Annotated in this window: 14 protein-coding genes; 2 read left to right on the forward strand and 12 right to left on the reverse strand. The window is 62.4% G+C overall.

The features are described from left to right. Positions 1-360: 360 nt before the first annotated feature. The 6 genes from glmS to L5014_RS22770 are packed head-to-tail and all read right to left on the reverse strand — an operon-like array spanning position 361 to position 9,881. Positions 361-2,178, reverse strand: coding sequence for a glutamine--fructose-6-phosphate transaminase (isomerizing) (glmS, locus tag L5014_RS22745; protein ID WP_238466002.1), 1,818 nt, complete (start codon positions 2,176-2,178; stop codon positions 361-363). 11 nt (positions 2,179-2,189) lie between these two features. Continuing rightward, complete coding sequence (locus L5014_RS22750) at positions 2,190-3,530, reverse strand: hypothetical protein (protein WP_238466003.1); 1,341 nt, start codon at positions 3,528-3,530, stop codon at positions 2,190-2,192. A gap of 51 nt (positions 3,531-3,581) precedes the next feature. Further along, complete coding sequence (locus L5014_RS22755) at positions 3,582-4,160, reverse strand: Biofilm PGA synthesis auxiliary protein PgaD (RefSeq protein WP_238466004.1); 579 nt, start codon at positions 4,158-4,160, stop codon at positions 3,582-3,584. Further along, positions 4,138-5,406, reverse strand: coding sequence for a poly-beta-1,6-N-acetyl-D-glucosamine synthase (gene pgaC / locus L5014_RS22760; RefSeq protein WP_238466005.1), 1,269 nt, complete (start codon positions 5,404-5,406; stop codon positions 4,138-4,140). Before pgaC ends, L5014_RS22755 begins: the two co-directional genes overlap by 23 nt. Beyond that, a complete protein-coding gene (gene pgaB / locus L5014_RS22765) occupies positions 5,403-7,490 on the reverse strand; it encodes a poly-beta-1,6-N-acetyl-D-glucosamine N-deacetylase PgaB (protein ID WP_238466006.1) in 2,088 nt (695 codons plus the stop codon). Before pgaB ends, pgaC begins: the two co-directional genes overlap by 4 nt. Positions 7,491-7,520: 30 nt before the next feature. Continuing rightward, complete coding sequence (locus tag L5014_RS22770; RefSeq protein ID WP_238466007.1) at positions 7,521-9,881, reverse strand: PgaA family protein; 2,361 nt, start codon at positions 9,879-9,881, stop codon at positions 7,521-7,523. Between the two features lie 645 nt (positions 9,882-10,526). Between L5014_RS22770 and L5014_RS22775 the strand changes: the two genes are divergently transcribed. Beyond that, positions 10,527-11,285: a hypothetical protein gene (locus L5014_RS22775; protein ID WP_238466008.1), complete on the forward strand. Its 759-nt coding sequence runs from the start codon at positions 10,527-10,529 to the stop codon at positions 11,283-11,285. A 224-nt stretch (positions 11,286-11,509) separates the two neighbouring features. On the opposite strand, the gene L5014_RS22780 is transcribed toward L5014_RS22775, so the two are convergent. From L5014_RS22780 to L5014_RS22805, 6 genes are all read right to left on the reverse strand, one after another. Then, positions 11,510-12,421, reverse strand: coding sequence for an SDR family NAD(P)-dependent oxidoreductase (locus L5014_RS22780; protein WP_238466009.1), 912 nt, complete (start codon positions 12,419-12,421; stop codon positions 11,510-11,512). A gap of 40 nt (positions 12,422-12,461) precedes the next feature. Further along, on the reverse strand, positions 12,462-12,926 hold the full coding sequence (locus L5014_RS22785; RefSeq protein WP_238466010.1) for a MaoC family dehydratase: 465 nt from the start codon (positions 12,924-12,926) through the stop codon (positions 12,462-12,464). A 17-nt stretch (positions 12,927-12,943) separates the two neighbouring features. Continuing rightward, complete coding sequence (locus L5014_RS22790) at positions 12,944-14,092, reverse strand: acyl-CoA dehydrogenase family protein (RefSeq protein ID WP_238466011.1); 1,149 nt, start codon at positions 14,090-14,092, stop codon at positions 12,944-12,946. Positions 14,093-14,105: 13 nt separating this feature from the next. Further along, positions 14,106-15,305 (reverse strand): acyl-CoA dehydrogenase, encoded by a 1,200-nt coding sequence (locus L5014_RS22795; protein WP_238466012.1) that lies wholly within the window; start codon positions 15,303-15,305, stop codon positions 14,106-14,108. A gap of 44 nt (positions 15,306-15,349) precedes the next feature. Further along, a complete protein-coding gene (locus tag L5014_RS22800; protein WP_238466013.1) occupies positions 15,350-16,534 on the reverse strand; it encodes a lipid-transfer protein in 1,185 nt (394 codons plus the stop codon). A gap of 100 nt (positions 16,535-16,634) precedes the next feature. Continuing rightward, positions 16,635-17,777, reverse strand: coding sequence for an acyl-CoA dehydrogenase family protein (locus L5014_RS22805; protein ID WP_238466014.1), 1,143 nt, complete (start codon positions 17,775-17,777; stop codon positions 16,635-16,637). A gap of 201 nt (positions 17,778-17,978) precedes the next feature. Here L5014_RS22805 and L5014_RS22810 point away from each other — a divergent pair, with 201 nt between their 5' ends. Continuing rightward, complete coding sequence (locus tag L5014_RS22810) at positions 17,979-18,800, forward strand: TetR/AcrR family transcriptional regulator (RefSeq protein WP_238466015.1); 822 nt, start codon at positions 17,979-17,981, stop codon at positions 18,798-18,800. Positions 18,801-18,931 lie beyond the last annotated feature (131 nt).

The following is an 18,931-nucleotide window of genomic DNA, read 5'->3' on the forward strand; positions in this document are numbered from 1 at the left end:
CTGACTTACTTTAGTGTGAGACTCTTGATACTTTCGCTACTCCCGATAACCCCGAAGAATCATCAGGTCACGAAACCCGTCAAGCGCCCACACTTATCGGCTGTAAATTTTTAAAGAGCAATTCGTCTTAATCGCTTCGTTTTCGTTCGCAGCGATCAGCGAAGGAGGCGAATTATGCGGGTCATTCTCGAAGTCGTCAAGCGCCTTTTCGAAAAATCTCTAAAAATCTTTTCGGGCCATATTTCACCCTCGTCCGAGCCCAATAGCAAACGCCGTCACACTCCATGGCAGCGAGCCACCGTGGAATGTAACGGCGCATCTACGGCAGGCAGGCGCCGCCGCAAGGCAGAACCGAACGCGCTATTCCACCGTAACCGACTTCGCGAGGTTACGAGGCTTGTCGATATCGGTCCCGCGCAAGCACGCCACGTGATACGCCAGCAATTGCAGCGCCACCACATGAAGCACCGGCGAAAGCGCCCCGAACCAGGCCGGCATGTGAATCAGGCGCAGGCCGGACTCCACCGTCAAACCCGTGTCCGAATCGGCCAGCACGAATAGGCGTCCGCCTCTTGCCCGCACTTCCTCCATATTCGACTTTAGTTTGTGCAGCAGCGTGTCGTTGGGCGCGGTCACGATCACAGGCATCGCGTCGGTCACGAGCGCGAGCGGTCCGTGCTTGAGTTCGCCCGCCGGGTAGCCTTCCGCGTGGATATAGGAAATCTCCTTGAGCTTAAGCGCGCCTTCCAATGCAATTGGATAGTGAGTACCGCGCCCGAGGAACAGCGCATGATCGGATTGATAAAGCGCTTCAGCCCACGCCATGATTTCCGGTTCGCGCGCCAGCACATTGCGCATCGCATCCGGCAGCGCCGCGAGTTGGCGCATGTAGCTCGAGGCTTCGCTCTCGCTCACGTGCCCGCGCTGTTTGCCTATCTGGATCGCAAGCAGAAATAGCGCGACGAGTTGGGTCGTGAAGGCCTTGGTCGAAGCCACGCCCACTTCGGGGCCGGCCTCCGTGATGAATGACCAGCGGCATTGCCTGACCATCGCACTCGCCGCGACATTGCAGATCGCCAGCGTTCGCTCCTCGCCCATCGACTGCGTATAGCGCAGCGCCGCAAGCGTATCGGCCGTCTCGCCCGATTGCGAAACCGCGATAACCAGCGTATTCCCCGGCGAGACATAATCGCGATAGCGATATTCGCTGGAGATTTCCGCGCGCGCGGCAACGTTGGCAAAGCGCTCGAACCAGCCGCACGCAGTCAGCGCCGCGTAATGACTGGTGCCGCAGCCGAGCAGCAGCACGTTCGTGACATCGGCCAGTTCTTCCGGCTTCGGCATGCCCGTCTGATGCCGTTCGCGGTCGGTGACTGTTGCGATCGTGCGCGCCACCGCCACCGGTTGCTCGAAAATTTCCTTCTGCATGAAATGGCGGTAGGCCCCAAGCTCCGCATCCGACGCATGGCGCACGAAAGCAATCTCGCGGCGCGCAACTGCCTGTCCCGCCTTGTCGATAATCTTGACGTCCTTGTCTTCGATATCGACGAGATCGCCCTCCTCGAGATAAACGAATCGTTCGGCGCAGCCCGCAAGCGCGAACGTATCCGAGGCAAGGAAAACGCCCTCGGCTCCGATACCGATCACGAGCGGCGAACCCTGCCGCGCACCGATCACGCGTCCGGGCTCGTCGCGACACATCACGGCAATCGCATACGCGCCCTGCAGCAACTGTGTCGCGTTGTGTACAGCAGCGAGAATATCCCCGCAATAGTGCTCGTGAACGAGATGCGCGATGACTTCGGTATCGGTTTGACTCGTGAACTCATAGCCTTTTTTGCGCAGCGAATCGCGCAATTGCTCGTGATTCTCGATGATGCCGTTATGCACGACCGCGATCTGCTCGCCGGAAAAGATGGGGTGCGCATTGTCGATCACCGGCATGCCGTGTGTCGCCCAACGCGTATGCGCGATGCCGGTCGCACCATCGAGATCGACCGCACGCGCATCGGCCTCCAGCGTGCACACGCGTGAAAGCGTGCGAACCCGGCGTGCTTCGCCGCGCTGGAGCACCGCCACGCCACATGAGTCATACCCCCGGTACTCGAGCCGCTTCAACCCTTCCAGCAACGAAGGAACGATGTTGCGCTGGGACACGCCCGCAACGATTCCGCACATGATCGCCTCCTTTACTCGTTCGACACTTCCGACTGTTTTTGTGCGCTTTCGGGGCGGCAGCGATCCGATGCGGAAGGCGCCACTTCGTCGCGCACGTTGAAGTCCGCTTCACGCAAGCCCTCCGGCGAAAGCGAAACAAAATGAACCGTGCCGGGACCATCCGGAATACCGATCGCACCCGTGTTGCCCCATGCATACGGGGCACGCATCATGCCGCGCAAATCGATCGAGTCCTCAGTCAACGCAAGCGCCATCAAGCGACCATCGCGCGTGGGTACATACGCGACGTTATCGTTCACCGCGATGCCCGCTTCGCGCACCGAAGCGGGCAGACATCCGAGTTTCGCCGTGATGCGCCCCTCCTCGTCGATCAGCAATATCGAAGAACGCCCGTCCTCCAGCGTTGCCTCGATAACGAAGCGATTCACCGCCGGCACCCAGGCCGCGGCATAGGTGTAGTACTGCACACGGAAAACATTGAAGCCGTCCTTCGGCCGCACGAGCTTGCCGTTCACCGGGTCGTACACAGCGAATTGCAGTTGCGCGACAAGCTCACCGGGAATGTATTTCTGCCATACGAGGAGCGCCCGCGTTGGCGAGCCTGCAATCATCGGCCACCACTCCCGCACATGCGCCGCCACGTTCTCGTGGCGCAGCAACTTGCCCGAGCCGTTGTAGACCTTCACATACACGCCCTTGCCGGTTCCAAGGTTGTCGACGCCGCCGCCCTCCACCCAGTCTTCCGAATAGAACACGACAAAGCGCTCGCCGACCGCCGCTACGTGGCCGGAATGGCCGCCCGATTCGACATCGTTCGGATAGGGCTTGACGGGCGACAGGTTCGAACGATAGACACCGTAGCGCTGGCTGACTTCGTTCGGCGTATTCCAGCCGTCCTCGAAGCTGACAAAGATATTGCCCTGCGTGTTTTGCGCGATGGACACAGGTTCCTGCGCTTCGGGCTTGCTGATGAAAACATGAACGTTGTCGACGCGCCGATGTGCTGGCGACCATTCGCCGACATAAACGTCGTGCGGCCAGCTACCGTCACGAGTCGCTCCGCGCGGCGGCAGACCCGAGCTGCTGAAGAAGACCCAGCTCTTGTCGCCCCCGGCGCTGGCCCGGCCGATGCCGTGCATGAAGCGCCGCTCATCGCCAAGACCGGGCGCGGGCACGGCGACGACCGCGCCCGCCGGCGCACGCCACGCGCCGAGCACCTGCGCGTCAGCGCTACCGCCCGACGTCGGCCAGGCGGCGGCCGGAAAGGCAAGCCCAAGCGCCGCCAGCCAGTTGAACCAGCAACGGCAGCGGCAACGGCGACCGTGCCCGGCGCGCTCGATTGTGCGATCCATGTCGACGTCCGTTTCGTCCGTTTCGCTGTGGAATAGCGAGAGTCCGTCGACTCAATGCCGCGGCGGCCGGCGGGACGAATCGACCGGAGGTGAATACTCCGGCTGTTTCGCATTGCCGTATGCACCGCCACTGGCGGGCTGGCGCTCGCCCGCACCGTTTGTATCGGGCCCTGTCACGGACAGCACGCGCAGCGCCGCGATGAGTCCATTGGCATCGTGCGAGGCCACGAACACCCGCGCTACCGCGTTCAGGTCGCGCGAGGTTGCGCCGGTGAATGGCCCCGGCTCGACCGTAAGCCCCGCCTTGCGGCGCAGCAGACGCTGGGTACGCGACTTCGAAGCAAACGGGTGAGCCACGCGCGCGAGAATCATCCACATCGTCAAGACTGAAGCGATGGCGCCAATCGCCGCGAAATACGACACCAGTTCGGGCCACGAAAGGTCGCCCTGCTCGAACGGCAGCAGATACCGGTACGCGTAGATCGTGATGCCCGCCCACATCGAACCGACGCAGGCTGGCCGCAGCAGCCTGAACCACAGCACCAGCAGGACACCGCGAGCGATGCCCTGGTCGGAGATGATCTGTTGCGGAGCGCGAAGGGAGAGGTCAATGACGGGCGTGTTGTTCATGCTGAATACCTCGATCAGGGCTAGTCCAGACTGCACGCTTGCCGCGGCGCCCGAAGACGATGACCGGCAGCGCGACAACAGTGGTGATCATGTTGATCAGCCAGAAAGCAAGCGGATACCAAACGGTGTCCATCACGTAGAGCAGCAGCTTCTCGTCGTAGCGCCGATCGATCACGCATCCAACGATGATCTGCAATACGCAGGTCGCCACCAGCAACATGCCGTGCCAGTGCGGCAGCAGGGAGACGTGCCAGTCTGGCGGCAAGGTGTAGAACGCGTTGAGCAGCGCGAGCAGCAAAATGAACGCCATCGAATAGGCCCATGCGATGCCGAGCGCGTACTCGATGAAGAGTGGCCACATCATCACGCGCGGCCCGAACAGGAGTCTTCCCGCGTACCTGAACAAAACCTGAATCCCGCCCTTGGCCCAACGCAGGCGCTGCTTGTACAAGCCCTTGACCGTCTCCGGCATGAGGATCCAGCTCAGCGCATGCGGCTCGTAGGCGACGCGCCAGTCGTTGCACTGGAGTTTCCAGCTGATGTCGATATCCTCGGTCAGCATGTCCGAGCTCCAGTAGCCGACATCGGCGAGCGCGCTCTTGCGAAACATCGTGATCACGCCGGAGACCGTGAAGATGCGCCCATAAACTTGCTGCGTGCGCTTGATTAGTCCGACGATCGACGAAAACTCGCCTACCTGCATGCGCCCAAGCAGCGACGTGCGCGTGCGGATGCGCGGGTTGCCCGTCACCGCGCCCACGTTCTGGTCGGAAATAAAGTGCTCCAGCATCCATTCGATCGCGTCGTCGCCAAGAAGCGAATCGCCGTCGATGCACATGAGGTAGGGCGCGTTAGTAAGCGCCGCGGCAGTGGTCAAGCCAATCGCCTTGCCCTCGTTCTTCGAATGATGGATCACGGTCAGGTGCGCAATTTCGGTGGCGAGCTGGTTCAGGACCTCGCCGGTGCGATCACGGCTGCCGTCGTTGACTGCGATGATTTCGTAGTTGGGATACTTGAGCGTCGCCAGATGCTGAAACACGCGACGCGCATTCGACTCTTCGTTGAAGCACGGCACGATGACGGCGACCTTCGGCATCCCCGACATTCTCAATGCGCTGGGCGAGCGGGAGCGGCCGTGCTCCAGCGCGAGAAAGTGGACCGTTCCCCCGATCATCCACAAATACGACATGAAGAACGGGTAGAAGAAAATAAAGTCCTGCAGCCGGTTGATCACGAGATGCATCATTGCCGCACTCCTCCGCCTGGGGCGCTATGGAGCAGCGCATTGATCGATGTGGGATCGAGACGCTGACGCGTCGACATGACGTCACGTAATGCGACCACGCTCGGCAAATCGTGAGCGAAGTTGTCGGGGTAGTACCCGTAGCTCACCATTCCCACCCCGCGCAAATGGCGCATCTGGTCGACAAGGCGTGTGCTCGGCACGCTGTCGCCCGTGCGCGAATCAGTTGCTTCGAGCAGAAAGACCGTTCGGCGCGGTCCATCCGGCACGGCCTGCACCACGCGGCCGAGCTTGTCGAGCCAGCTATCCACGGACGTGATGCCCTGCCGCGACGGCAAGGCGAGCAGCCCAACGAAGTCGTATGCGCTCACAAAGGTCGGATAGTTTTGCGCATAGCGCGACTCGTTGTCGGGGTCGAGTACGGCATCGGGAAAGATCGTGCGCACGGTCAGCACTTCGTCGCTGTTCTGGCTGTCGAGCACGACCTGACGAATCTCCTTCGTGAAGTCAAGCAAATAGCGGGTTTTACGGGTACTCCAGCGCTTCAGCATTTCCGGATTGGCACGAATTTGCTCAACACTGCCTGGCAAGTTCCAGCTCGCATAGGTCTGGCGGGCATAGCGCCCATCGTCCTCGAAATCGCTGAGCGTCGCGTCCTCGCCGAACAGCACGCCGTTGAAGGCGGAGTATTTGCCGAGGTCCTCATACAGTTCGCGGATGTAATTACGCGCAGCCGGATCGAAGGGGCTGAGCCGCCGCACACCGGACGCGCCGGGCGGCGCAGTAGCGCCATTGGCCGCCGTGACGAACTCGACGCGCCCGTTGAGCTTGTCCGGCACTGCGAATGCAAGCACTGGCATCCACGCATAAACTTCCACATGCGCGCGCGTGTTCAACTGCCACGCCGCGCGGCAGAACAAATCGGAGCGCATCGGCAAATGCCGGTTCGGGAAATACAATGCCCGCGCGAGCCCCGAGCGCGAAGGGTCGGAGTAGGCTTGCAGGTACACCGAGCTCGGCTTCAATTGATACATCCGCTCGATCAGCCCACCGAGTTTCTTTTCCTGCACGTCGGGCGAAGGATCATAGACATCGTCTAGCGAAACCACCACGGCGCGCTCCACCGGATTGATCTGGCCGCGGTTTTGAGCGGGCTCGCGCACCGAGCGCTCGAAATCGCCCACGTTGATGTCGTATGTCGCGAGAATGCGGCGCAGCCGGTCGAGTGGAATGTCCGGTGTATTCGGGCCGGACTCGAGCGTGAATTGGGTGGGCATGCCAAGGCGCGAGGAAACAGTGCGCACCGTGAGGTTCTGCGCCCCGTAGGGCCACACCATCGCGCGAATCGACACGCCCGTCTGCTGCTTCACCTGATTCATGCAATTGCCCAGGTCGTTACGCACGCGCGACTCGAATTCGGCGTCGGTCTCATAACGCTGCTGATCTTTCAGGTACAGATGCGAGGTTGCCGCCGGCAATTCATTGCCCTGCGGATTGGCGAGCGCACCGTGATGCAGGTCGTGCGTGTGACACGCCAATTCGACGAGCCCCGACGAGGCCACATTGCGCACGTCGTCCCACGACATGAACGTATTGCGCGGCACGACGACGGTATTCGACAGTCGAATGCCCGAGTTGACGGGCGCATCGATCCACGACGTCACGATGCCCATGACAGCCGGATACTTGAACTGCTTGAGCAGCGGCAACACCTTGTCGTGGTGACTCCTGAAGCCATCGTCGAAAGTCAGCAGTACGGCGCGCGGCGGCAACGGCTTGCCGCCGTTGCGCGACGCCACGATTGCACTGAATGTCACCGGGTTGTAGCGGTTCGTATCGAGCCACGAAAAAATCGCTGTCAACGTGCCGGTATCGACCGCGTATGGGTCCATCACGTTGTTCCCGGTGAATTCCGCACGCAGGTTGTCGCGCACATCGTGAAAACAGATCACGCGAAAGGTCTTGCCATCGGCCGGGTCGGCCGGCGGGAGGATGTCGATCAGCTTTGCTGGCGCGAGGGACGGAAACAGCGAACAGCCTGCCATCGCACCCATACAGCTACAAATAAAACGTCGACGAGATTGCATCGCCCGCCTCCCTCCTCTCGGATTTCAAAGTCAGAACGGAACCGTGAGCGTGGCGTAAGCAAGCTCTGAAAATTCGCGTGAACCGTCGTAGGCATGGCTGAGCACGCCAAAACCATACCTGAGTGTGACGTCGTGGCTGAATGTCCAGTTGTGTTCGATGCGAGCCCCAAGCTCCGGGCTCGTACCAAAGCCGCGCTCGTTATACGCGCCCGCGGTCAGATAGACGCGCTGCACCAGGGACTTCTCCCCGCTGCGCCAGATCGCCCATTGATGCATGGCGACCACTTCCGCGGCGTAATCGCGCGCAGGCGCGTAATACGCCGCATTGTTTATCGTGTTGCTGCTGGTGCCGAGATTCAGCGAAACATTCACCAGTTGATTCGCGGCGGTGAATACACGCTGCGTCCCGCTCAACGCAATCTCCTGATTGAAGTTCGAATCGCTGTAGCGCGCGGCAGTGTAGGACAGTGATGCGGAACGCCGGTCGCCATCGTTGAAATTAATACTCGCCTGAGCGGTCTTTCCCCAAATGTGGTTGAGGTAGGCCTTCATTGGCAGCGAGTTGCTGTCACTGTCGACCCCAACGCTGGCCGACAAATAATCGTTGAACGCATACGAAACTTCGCCGTTGCCGCCCGTTCTTCCGTCGCCGCCCATTGAACGCGTGACCTCGCCGGTCACGTTCAGCGAACCGCTGCGATAGTCGCCCCCCACACCGGTGCGGGTACGGTTGACAGTGCCGATGTCCGTAACCGCATGACCATAAAACGTATGAGCAAATACGCGCCAGTTGTCGAAAATCGGCGGTGAATACAGGGTCGTGTCGATGCTGAACTGGGTGTCCGCCAGCTTCGAGGCACCATGCTCGCCGTTAACTTCGACCGTCAGGACCGGTGCACGGTACGCCTTATAGTCGCGCTGGAAGTTGCGCACGGAGCCGTTCTCGGGGAACGTATTGTCGAACGCGGTATTGATCCGGTGCGCGTTGGCATAGTCTTCCAGCGCAAGCGATGCGCGGCCGAGGCCAGCCATCGCCTCGACGTTGTCGGGGTGATCGGTCAAGGTGGCGACATACATGTCGCGTGCACTCCGCGTGTGGCCCAGGCCGAGCGTCGCGTCCGCCTGCGCGTCGCGCACTTCGGCGCTGAACGGCACCTGCTCTTCGAGCCGCTGCAATCCCGCCATGCCCTCATTCGTCTGGCCAATGAAAATCTGATACTGCGCGAACAAACGGTAATAGCGCAGGTAGTCGTCGTTAGCGGGATCGGTCGGAGCAAGATTCTTGGTCGGCGGCAGCGAGCCGCGAATGTCCTCGAGCACCTGATGCGCCTGCGCATATTTGTTCTGGTCGGTTAGCGCGTAGAAAAGGCCTTCGCGCAAATCGATCAGACGCGTGTGCGAACCGTACTGGTATCCGAGCGTTGCCGCGTCGCTGGGCTTCGCGAGCGTCTGTTGCACGGCGCGTCGATAAACCACCTCCGACTTCGCCGGTTGCTGGAGATAGGAATAAGCATCGCCCACCGACGCGAGGGCTTCGGCCGATACCTCGGCATTCGGCGGAATGGTCTCGAACACGGCGACGGCATCCTCCATGCGCCCGCGCGCTGCGTACGCAACGGTGCGATCACCCGCGAGCGACGTGCGCACTTGCGCGTACTCGGGCGTATTCGGCAAACGCTTGTCGAATTCTTCCGCATGACGAATGGCACCATCGAGCGCGTCGAAGCGGTCCACGCTGCTCATCGCGCGGACCTTGGAGCGGCCGCCCCGCACTTCCTGCCGGATGGCGAGTTCTTCGATCTCGGCGAGATCGACCGCCGAAAACATATCGGGTCGCTTCTTCGCTTCCTCGAGCGCGCGATTGGCGCCGCCGCTCGTTGCAAGGCCAAAGATCTGATGGCGCAGATCTTCACCAGCCTGCGGACCATTGCCGGTAGTGGGCAATTGCATTTCCGGCGTAACAGGCGCGGTTCCCGGTGCCGGCTGCGTGGGACCGCTTCCCTGCGCTTGTTGCGCGGGCGAAGATGCGGAGGTGGGTGGGGGTGCGGCCGCTGGAGCAATCGTCGGCTCGGTCTTCGGCGACACGACGGGTTCCGGCGCCGGCGACGAAGGCGCCTGGGCCAGCGTCGCAACGGGCGCCGCCGCAGCGCGCCCGGAAGGCTCAGTGACCGCAACGCCAGCCACGTCGCTCACTGTGCTTTGAGGCACGTCCGCCGACGCCAGGACGGCATAGACGGTACTTCCCCCAGCATCGGTCATCACGGGGTGAGCAACGGGATCACTGCTCGTGTTATCGGCAAGCGCGACCATGAAAACCACGGGCTTTGCCGTGTTGGCTTCTTGCGCGAAACCATTCTTGCTTTCGAGGACTGCATAGGCTGACAAAAGCATGACCGCCGCCGGTGCACATGCACTTAGAGGACGCCGGCGAGGCGACGTGTACAAACGTTTGTTCTCGTCCATTTTCTTATTCCCCTTGCAGTACGTTGTCGTTGATTACCACCACGCGGAGCAGTCGCAAGAGCCGTACCGCTTTCCGCGTACGAATATCACCTCTCCGCAACCTCCCCCAAGCAATGCCGTTCACGCGACCGAAGTGGTCTGAACGGCGGTCAATGGGCGGACCTGTCAACACGCAGCAAGGGTCGCCCCCAGCATCGCTCGCCCCATAGCAGGCGAGCGTCCCTCACTCGTCATTCATCTGATCGGTGAAGCGATTTTTATTGCGAACTCAATCAAATCTGCAATCAGGTTCCAATCACAGCCGGTCTGCTCTTCGCTCGCGAGCAGCGAAGAATTGGTCAGCACATCCTGGACTATCGAGCGCTACGGTGCGCTCGCGGATCGGCAGAACTGGAACAGCCGGTTTACGGCGTTCTTGCCATTGCCTGAGAAGGGCACTACCGGCATCGACACACCGGATAAGACATCGAAGCGTTGCAGACGTATTTCAATGTTTCGCGCCCGCTCGTTGCGTGCGCGCACTTCACCTGCCACAGAACCCTGCGGTACATGACAACACTCTAGCTCACGCTCATGAGCAATTCATTGGCGCGTTTCAACCAGTTACAAGTGCATGATCTTCTTCATTTAGTTAACACAACTATCCTGCATGAACTCGGGCTTTTTTTCTCAGTCCGGAAAACGTGGGAACACATACATGGGAACAAATTACTGACAAACCGTGAACAGTTGCTTTTCGCTCTCGCCGTTCCTATGCTAGTTGCACATCAAAAGAGGGAGATAAACATGGGGACATTGATGCAACGAGGTCTGCTTGTGCCCGCGGGCGTCTTGCTCATCGCCAGTGCATGTTCAGTATCTGCCTGGGCACAGATCGCCAGACCAGTCGGAACGCAAAGCGCGCAATCCACCACGCCAATGGCTCCGGCAACTCCATCGGCACCCGCTGCACCAACCGCTTCGCCCACCTCCGCTGCGGCCACTGCGGCTACTGCGGCCACGCCTCGAACGACCTCGCCAGCCGCGCCGCAGCAAATGCTCTATTACGTCTGTGGAAACACGAATATCGACGCTCACGTAACATCGCCGGATCCTCAGCACCCGTTCAATCTTGGCGTGACGTTCGTCTCTTCCTCGGGCGGTGCGCCCTTGGCCGACGTTTCCGTAAAAGTGAGGCGGCATGGCCGCGTGCTGATGGAGTTCGTCGCATCGGGACCGCATTGCCTGTTTTCCATGCCGGACGCGGAATACCGTGTCGAAGGGACCTACCGGGGCGAGATGAAATTCGAAATCGTTCAGACCGGCACCATGAATGCCCAGATCAAATGGTAAGCACACGATGGGGGTAAGCCCGCACGCGACAAAACCCGCTCTTCCATGGTTTCGGGAGCGGGATTCGCAGGGGCGCTGCCAGAATCACTAACGTTGCCTGTGCAAGCAAATTCCAACGAGGCGCGGGTGCCGTCCGGTGCGATATCTGCCGGAGCATGCTGGCGCGTCAAAGCGTAATGCAGCGCGGCTCGTTCACAAACGAGCCGTATTCAACCGCGTAAAGCTCAGGCACGCGCGAATTTGAGCGCGGTTTCTATAAAACGCCCCACTTCCTGCCCCGCCTCACCATAGGCCGAAGCGGTGCTCCAGTTGGAGATTTCCGCGAAGCGGCCCGCAATCGCTTCCGGGTTCAGGTCACTATCGGCGATATGGCACGGAGCGGTTTCAACCACCGTCGCCGCCGCAAACGAGCCTCCGCCCGCGGACAGCACGACACGCGAAGGCGCATCCTCGCTGCACAGGAAGAGCACGGCGGGCGTCACGCGTTCGGGCCGAATGGCTTGCAGCGCCGCCTCGGGCAGCAGCTCCGCAGTCATGCGTGTGGCCGCGATAGGCGCAATCGTGTTGACCTTGACGTTGTTCTTGATGCCTTCCTGATGCAGCACATTCATCAGCCCGACGAGCGCCATTTTCGCCGCGCCGTAGTTCGCCTGGCCGAAATTGCCGTAGAGTCCGGCCGCCGAGGTCGTCATCACGATGCGACCATACTTCTGCGCGCGCATCGTCTCCCATACCGCCTTCGTGCAATGCATCGAGCCCATCAGGTGCACGTCGAGCACGGCGCGAAAATCGGCCACATCCATTTTCGCAAAGCTCTTGTCGCGCAGAATGCCCGCATTGTTCACGAGAATGTCGATACGGCCAAACGCATCGATCGTCTGCGCGGCCATCGCCTCCACCTGCGCAAAGTCGGCCACGTCCGCGCCATTGGCAATCGCCGTGCCTCCCGCCGCGCGAATCTCCTCAACCACGGCCAGCGCCGCTTCCGACGTCCCGCCGCTGCCGTCGCGCCCGCCCCCGAAGTCGTTAACCACGACCTGCGCGCCGCGTGCCGCGAAGGCCAGCGCGTGCTCGCGCCCCAATCCGTCACCGGCTCCCGTCACAATGGCGACTTTGCCGTCAAAACGAATACTCATGTCCTGCTCCTCAGCGTCAGTGTTTCGATGTCGAAGGGAATTAGCGGAAGAAGCGCAGAATCGGCTCGGCCACGCACGCGGGCTTCGTTGCCCCCTCGCGCTCGATCGTCATCTCGATCTTGACCTGTACGGCGTGCACGGCGCCGTTGCCGATCGCGTCCCATTCGAGCAGCCGGAACCGGCCGCGAATGCGGTTGCCAACCCGTACTGGCGCCGGAAAACGAACCTTGTCCAGCCCGTAGTTCACGCCCGCCGATGTGCCGCGGACCTCGAAAGCCGAGGCGATGAGTCCCGGCATCAGGCTCAGTGTCAGGAAGCCGTGCGCGATGGGCGTACCGAACGGGCCGCTTTTGGCGCGCTCCACATCGACGTGGATCCATTGGTGATCGTCGGTCGCATCCGCGAACAGATTCACGCGCGCCTGGTCGATCAGCAGCCAGTCGCTCGTGCCGATGGTTTCCCCCTTCAACGGCTTCAACGCATCGGGCGTTTCATAAACTTTCATCAGACGTTCCTTGATATTCAGGTCAATGCGCGTTCGAGCGCGGCCGCGCAGGCCGCTTCATGCTGGTCGCTGCTGCCGAAGACGAGATCCGCCACCACGGCCCGCTTGAAGTAGTGGCCGATGGCATATTCCTCGGTCATGCCGATGCCGCCATGCAGCTGAATTGCTTGCCCGCACACATTCTTCGCGGCGCGGCAGACAAAGGCCTTGCACGCGGACGCTGTGTACTGCAGCGCGGTTTCATCACCGCCTTCGAACGCCGCGAGCAGCGCGAACAGCATCGAGCGCGCGAGTTCCATTTCCGCCGCCATATCGGCCATGCGGTGCTGGAGCGCCTGGAAGCTGCCGATCTGCACACCGAACTGTTTTCGCACTTTCAGATAGCCCGAAGTCGCCTCGATGGCCGCCTCCATGGCCCCGATCAGCTCGGCGCTCTGCGCGGCAACGGCATGAGCCAGCCCGAGGCGCAGCGCCGGCAGGCCATCGCCTCCGTAGCCGACGCGCGCGTCGGCACTCACTTGTACGCCGTCGAGCAACACGTCCGCGGCCCAAGTGCCATCGTGCAACGGCAGCGCCCGCTGCGTGAGCCCTGCACTGCCGGCTTCGACGAGGAACAGTGTGACGCGGCCCGCATCGCCCCCCGCGCCGTCAATGCGTGCGGACACCAGCAGCATGTCGGCCGCCGGCGCACCCACGACCAGCGTCTTGTGGCCGTGCAGCGCATAGCCGCCCGCATGGGGTACGGCTTTCGTCTTCACGCGCGCGGGATTACCACGCGCATCGGGCTCGCTGCAGGCGAGCGCGATGCGCAGCGTCCCTTCGGCAAGACGCGGCAGCAGGGCTTCCTTCTGCGCATCGGTCGCGCACGCGGCCAGCGTCTGGGCAGCGAGCACGCCCAACCCGACGAACGGATCGCTCACGAGTCCCCGCCCCAGCTCCATGCCGATCAGGACATTGTCGACCACCGTGCCGCCCAGGCCGCCATACGATTCGGGCAGCGCCGCCGCCAGCCAGCCGTTCTCCGCGAACGCCCGCCAGTTGCGCGCGCTGGCCGACGGCCCTGCCTTGATCTGCGCCATCCGGTTTTCGAAGCTGCACGCTTTCGTCACGAAGCGGCGCACACTGTCCTGCAGCATCTGCTGCTCGGAATTCAGATTGAAGTTCATGGTTGCGTCCCGCTCAGAGTTCGAACATCAGCTTGGCGATAATGCCGCGCTGGACCTCGCTGGTGCCGCCGTAGATCGTCGACGCGCGGCGGAAGAACATTTCACTGGCGATGCCGGGCCCCATGCCCGCACCGGGAACCGGCCACGCATCGCCCTCGTCCGCATGCGATTCCGGATAGGCAATCGCACCGTAGTCGCCGAGCGCCTCGACAAGGAACTCGCTCATCTTCTGCTGCAGTTCCGTGCCGCGTATCTTCAACATCGACCCCATCACATGAGCCGTGGGACGATGGTCCTGCTCCAGCACGGCAACCCGTTGCACCATCATCGAAACGGCTTGCAGCTCGGCCTCCAGGCGCGCGAGACGCAGGGCGAACGCCGGTTGGCGCACGAGCGGTTCGCCATTGGCGCGCAGCGTAGCCGCAAGCGCGCGCAGTTGCCGCTGGAAACGGACCAGGGTTGGCAGGTCGGCCGTCGCGGCGTGTTCGTTGTTGAGCAGGAACTTCGTGACGTTCCAGCCCGCGCCCTCGCCCCCCACGCAGTTGGCCACCGGCACGCGCACGTCGTCGAAGAACGTTTCGTTCAGGTGATGACAGCCATCGATCGACACGATCGGGCGCACCGTGATGCCGGGCGTCTTCATGTCGACCAGCAGGAAGCTGATGCCGGCCTGCTTCTTGACCGAGGCGTCGGTGCGCACGAGCAGGAAGATCCAGTCCGCCTGGTGCGCGTAGCTCGTCCAGATTTTCTGGCCGTTGACGACGTAGTGATCGCCATCGCGCACCGCCTGCGTGCGCAGCGAAGCGAGGTCAGAACCCGAGCCCGGCTCGGAGAAGCCCTGGCACCACAGGCGCGTACCGGCAAAGATATGCGGCAGGTGTTCGGCCTTCTGCTCCGGCGTGGCGAAGTGATTCAGGACCGGCCCGAGCAGACGCTGCCCAAAGACGTCCTGGCTCGGCGTGCCCGCAACCGCGCACTCCTCGTCGAATGCGAGCCGCTGTTGCGGCGTCCAGCCGGTGCCGCCATGCTCCTTTTCCCAGTAAGGCGCGCCCCAGCCGTGCTTGTTGAGGATGCCTTGCCAACGCACGAGCGCGGCGCGTGGCGAACGCACGCCATGTTGCGAGCCGGCCAGTTCGGCCGGCAGATGCGTGCGCAGGAAAGCGCGCACCTCCTCGCGGAATGCGGTCAAGCCCGCATCGGGTTGAAGGTCCATCGGACCATCTCCTGAATGGATTGAGTGATTCGCAGTCCGACAAATCAGACGCGTTCGTAGAGGGTCACCACGCAGGCGCCGCCAAGGCCCACGTTGTGCTGGAGCGCAAGGCGCGCGCCTTCCACCTGGCGATCCTGGGCCGTGCCGCGCAGGTGCTGCACCAGCTCGACGCACTGGGCAAGGCCGGTCGCCCCGAGCGGATGGCCCTTCGAAAGCAGCCCGCCCGACGGGTTCGTCACGTACTTGCCGCCGTAGGTGTTATCGCCGTCGAGCACGAACTTTTCGGCGCCGCCTTCCGGGCACAGGCCAAGCCCCTCGTAGGTCAGCAGTTCGTTGTGCGCGAAGCAGTCGTGCAGCTCGACCACATCGATGTCCTGTGGCGAGACGCCGGCCGCTTCGTAGACCTGGCGAGCCGCCGCCTTCGTCATGCCGACGCCCGCAATCTCGCGCATGTCGCGGGCCTCGAAAGTGGCGGCGAAATCGGTGGCCATCGCCTGGGCCGCGATGCGCACCAGGCGGTTCAGACCGTGGCGCTTCGTGAAGTCTTCCGAGCACACGACCGCCGCCGCCGCACCGCTCGTCGGCGGGCAGGCCATCAGTTTGGTCATCACGCCTTCCCAGACCATCGGCGCAGCCATGACGTCGTCCTCTGTCACGACGTTGCGGAACACCGCTAGCGGGTTGCGCGCAGCGTGCCGGCTCGCCTTGGCGCGAATCCTGGCGAAGGTCGAGAGCTTCGTCCCGTACTGCTTCATATGCGCGAGCCCAGCGCCGCCGAAATATCGCAGAGCAGGCGGAATGTCACTGGCGCCCATCAGTTCGTCGGTGAGGGCATCGATACGGTCGAACGGCGAGGGACGGTCCTTGAACCAGGTGCCAAGCGCGCCCGGGTTCATCTGCTCAAAGCCGAGGGCCAGCACGCATTCGGCTTCGCCGCTGGCCACGGCCTGGCGGGCCAGATACAGCGCGGTGGAACCCGTCGAGCAGTTGTTGTTGACGTTGATGACGGGAATACCCGTCATGCCCACCTCATAGATGGCGCGCTGCCCGGCGGTCGAATCGCCGTAGACGAAACCCGCATAGCACTGCTGGATCTGCTCATAGGCGAGACCCGCGTCCTTTAGCGCGAGACGCGCGGCCCGCGCGCCCATCTGCGGATACGGTTCGCAAGCGCCTGGCTTGGTGAAGGGAATCATGCCGATGCCGGTGACATAGACGTTTCGACTCATTGTGATGCACTCCTGATAGATTGATGTGTGCCGTCATGCTCTCAACCTGTTCCACGAGACGTTGAAAAGCGCGCGGCCGAAGGCTAGACGATCCTGCTCATCAAAGGCTGCGCGCGATGATGAGCTTCTGGATGTGGCTCGTGCCCTCGTAGATCTTGCACACGCGCACGTCGCGCGCATAACGCTCGACCGGGAAATCGCTCAGGTACCCGTAGCCGCCGTGAATCTGGATGGCGTCCGAGCACACCTTTTCAGCGATCTCGCTTGCATACAGCTTGGCGATCGACGCCTCCTTCACGCACTCGATGCCTGCGTCGCACAGGCGCGCGGCATGCAGCGCGTACTGGTACGCGATTTCGACCTGCACGGCCATGTCGGCGAGATCGAAGCTCACGGCCTGAAGCTCGGCAATCGGCTTGCCGTAGGCCTCGCGCTCCTTCGCATAGGCGACGGCCGCGTTCAGCGCGGCGCGCGCCACGCCCGCCGCGATGAAGGCGATGCCGATACGGCCATCCGAGAGTCCGCCCATGACGAGGCGATAGCCGTCGCCTTCCTTGCCGAGGATGTTCTGCGCGGGCACGCGATAGCCTTCGAGCGCGATCTGCGCCGTGTGCGCCGTGTGCTGGCCCATCTTGCTTTCCACGCGGGTCACGGCATAGCCCGGCTCTTTCGGGTCGATGATGAACATGCTCGCGCCACGCTTGCCCGCGGTCTTGTCCGTCACCACGAAAGCGAGGCCGACGCCGGCTTCATTGCCGTTCGAGATGAACTGCTTTGCGCCGTCGAGCACATAGTGGTCGCCGGCGCGGCGGCCCGTGGCGCGTAGCGCAGCCGTATCGGACCCCGCCTGTGGCTCGGACAGCAGGAAGGCGCCGATCGATTCGCCGCGCGCCATGGCCGGCAGGTAGCGGCGCTTCTGCTCCTCCGTGCCGTGCACGGCGATGCACAACGCCGCGAAGTTGTGAACGTGAAGGATCGTCGCGAGACCGGCATCCGCACCCGCGAACTCATACTGGGCCAGGCAGAAGTCGCTGACACTCGCACCGGCGCCGCCGTATTCCTCCGGCACCAGCATGCCGAGAAAGCCGAGGTCCGCGAGCGCCTTGAGTTCGGCATGCGGCCAGGCCGACGTGCGATCGCGTTCGGCGGCCGTCGGGGCGATCACTTCGGCGGCCACGCGCCGCGCCGAATCGCGAATCAGGATTTGCTGCTCAGTCAAAAAAGCGCTCGATGCGTCTGCCATATTCGTCTCCAAACTTTATGGGTGGTCGGCCAGTCACTGCGGCTGGCCGGTCATGTCTCGCTCTCGTCGCGCACGCCGTCCGATATACGCTCGAGTCACCCAGATTCTACTCATGAGTTAATCAAAAATCCATAGAGTTAATTTTGTGGTGTCAACCGCTGCGGCAAGGCAACGACCGGCCCCAGAGCCGGATATCACCCCATGAATGACGCAAGCGGATGCCACCAGCCGTCAGCACCGGCCGTCGGCCAGGCCACGCCCCGTCAAACGATCGACTACGTGGTAACATCGATATACTCAACCCTTACCCAACTAACCATGACCGCGACCGCCCCCAAACCCCGCGCTGCCCGCAAGCCGAAGGAGTCGACCGCGCGCTGGAAAGATGCACTGCCATCGCGCGAGGATCTCCAGAAGCTCAAGAAAACGGCGCTCATCCGCGAGGCCAGCCGTGCCTTCAAGGAAAAGGGCTTCCACAACGTCTCCCTGGACGATGTCGCGGAACGGCTCAACATTACGAAGGCGGCGCTGTACTACTACGTCAAGGGCAAGCGCGAACTGCTGTTCGAAACGCAGAGCGTCGCGCTCGATCTTGGCGACATCGCGCTTGCCGAAGCCAGCCGAGGAACAACGGGGCTCGAAAAAATCGCGCTGGTCATCAGCCGTTTCATCTTGCTGGTGACGGATGATGCGGTGCTCAGCGTGTTCGTGTCGCTGCTGGACGACCTGCTGCCCGAGCATCAGGAGATCGTCCGCAAACGGCGACGCGCATTCGACCTGCGTGTGCGCGAGCTCATCCAGGAAGGTATCAAGGACGGTTCCATCGCGCCCTGCGAACCCAAGCTTGCCGTCGCATGGCTGATGGGCGCCTTCAACTGGATTCCACAATGGTTCCGGCGTGACGGCGAACACAGCCCCGAGGAACTCGCGCAAACGCTCGTCCAGTTCATGACAAGAGGCCTCGCGGCGGACCCAGCCGGCCTCGACAATCGGTTCGCGCAGATTCTGACGCCCGCGCGGTGATCCGCAACGGGGGCGCAAGCGCCCCCGCCCGGACGGCCCGCCTCACTGCACGGCAACTTCCAGGTCGCTACTGGTCGCTACCTGGTCGCTACTGGCCGCTACCTGGCGCTCACCAGCGGCGGCGGCGCCCC

The organism is Paraburkholderia tagetis (assembly GCF_022213065.1).
In the GTDB taxonomy this organism is placed as follows: domain Bacteria; phylum Pseudomonadota; class Gammaproteobacteria; order Burkholderiales; family Burkholderiaceae; genus Paraburkholderia; species Paraburkholderia tagetis.

What these genes read in the sequence shown, in the direction of transcription:
- glmS (WP_238466002.1), bottom strand. Translation starts at nt 2,178, where the DNA reads ATGTGCGGAATCGTTGCGGGCGTGTCCCAGCGCAACATCGTTCCTTCG.
- L5014_RS22810 (WP_238466015.1), top strand. Translation starts at nt 17,979, where the DNA reads ATGAATGACGCAAGCGGATGCCACCAGCCGTCAGCACCGGCCGTCGGC.
- L5014_RS22785 (WP_238466010.1), bottom strand. Translation starts at nt 12,926, where the DNA reads ATGAAAGTTTATGAAACGCCCGATGCGTTGAAGCCGTTGAAGGGGGAA.
- pgaB (WP_238466006.1), bottom strand. Translation starts at nt 7,490, where the DNA reads ATGCAATCTCGTCGACGTTTTATTTGTAGCTGTATGGGTGCGATGGCA.
- L5014_RS22770 (WP_238466007.1), bottom strand. Translation starts at nt 9,881, where the DNA reads ATGCTTTTGTCAGCCTATGCAGTCCTCGAAAGCAAGAATGGTTTCGCG.
- L5014_RS22795 (WP_238466012.1), bottom strand. Translation starts at nt 15,305, where the DNA reads ATGGACCTTCAACCCGATGCGGGCTTGACCGCATTCCGCGAGGAGGTG.
- L5014_RS22750 (WP_238466003.1), bottom strand. Translation starts at nt 3,530, where the DNA reads ATGGATCGCACAATCGAGCGCGCCGGGCACGGTCGCCGTTGCCGCTGC.
- L5014_RS22805 (WP_238466014.1), bottom strand. Translation starts at nt 17,777, where the DNA reads ATGGCAGACGCATCGAGCGCTTTTTTGACTGAGCAGCAAATCCTGATT.
- L5014_RS22755 (WP_238466004.1), bottom strand. Translation starts at nt 4,160, where the DNA reads ATGAACAACACGCCCGTCATTGACCTCTCCCTTCGCGCTCCGCAACAG.
- L5014_RS22790 (WP_238466011.1), bottom strand. Translation starts at nt 14,092, where the DNA reads ATGAACTTCAATCTGAATTCCGAGCAGCAGATGCTGCAGGACAGTGTG.
- L5014_RS22800 (WP_238466013.1), bottom strand. Translation starts at nt 16,534, where the DNA reads ATGAGTCGAAACGTCTATGTCACCGGCATCGGCATGATTCCCTTCACC.
- L5014_RS22775 (WP_238466008.1), top strand. Translation starts at nt 10,527, where the DNA reads ATGAGCAATTCATTGGCGCGTTTCAACCAGTTACAAGTGCATGATCTT.
- pgaC (WP_238466005.1), bottom strand. Translation starts at nt 5,406, where the DNA reads ATGATGCATCTCGTGATCAACCGGCTGCAGGACTTTATTTTCTTCTAC.
- L5014_RS22780 (WP_238466009.1), bottom strand. Translation starts at nt 12,421, where the DNA reads ATGAGTATTCGTTTTGACGGCAAAGTCGCCATTGTGACGGGAGCCGGT.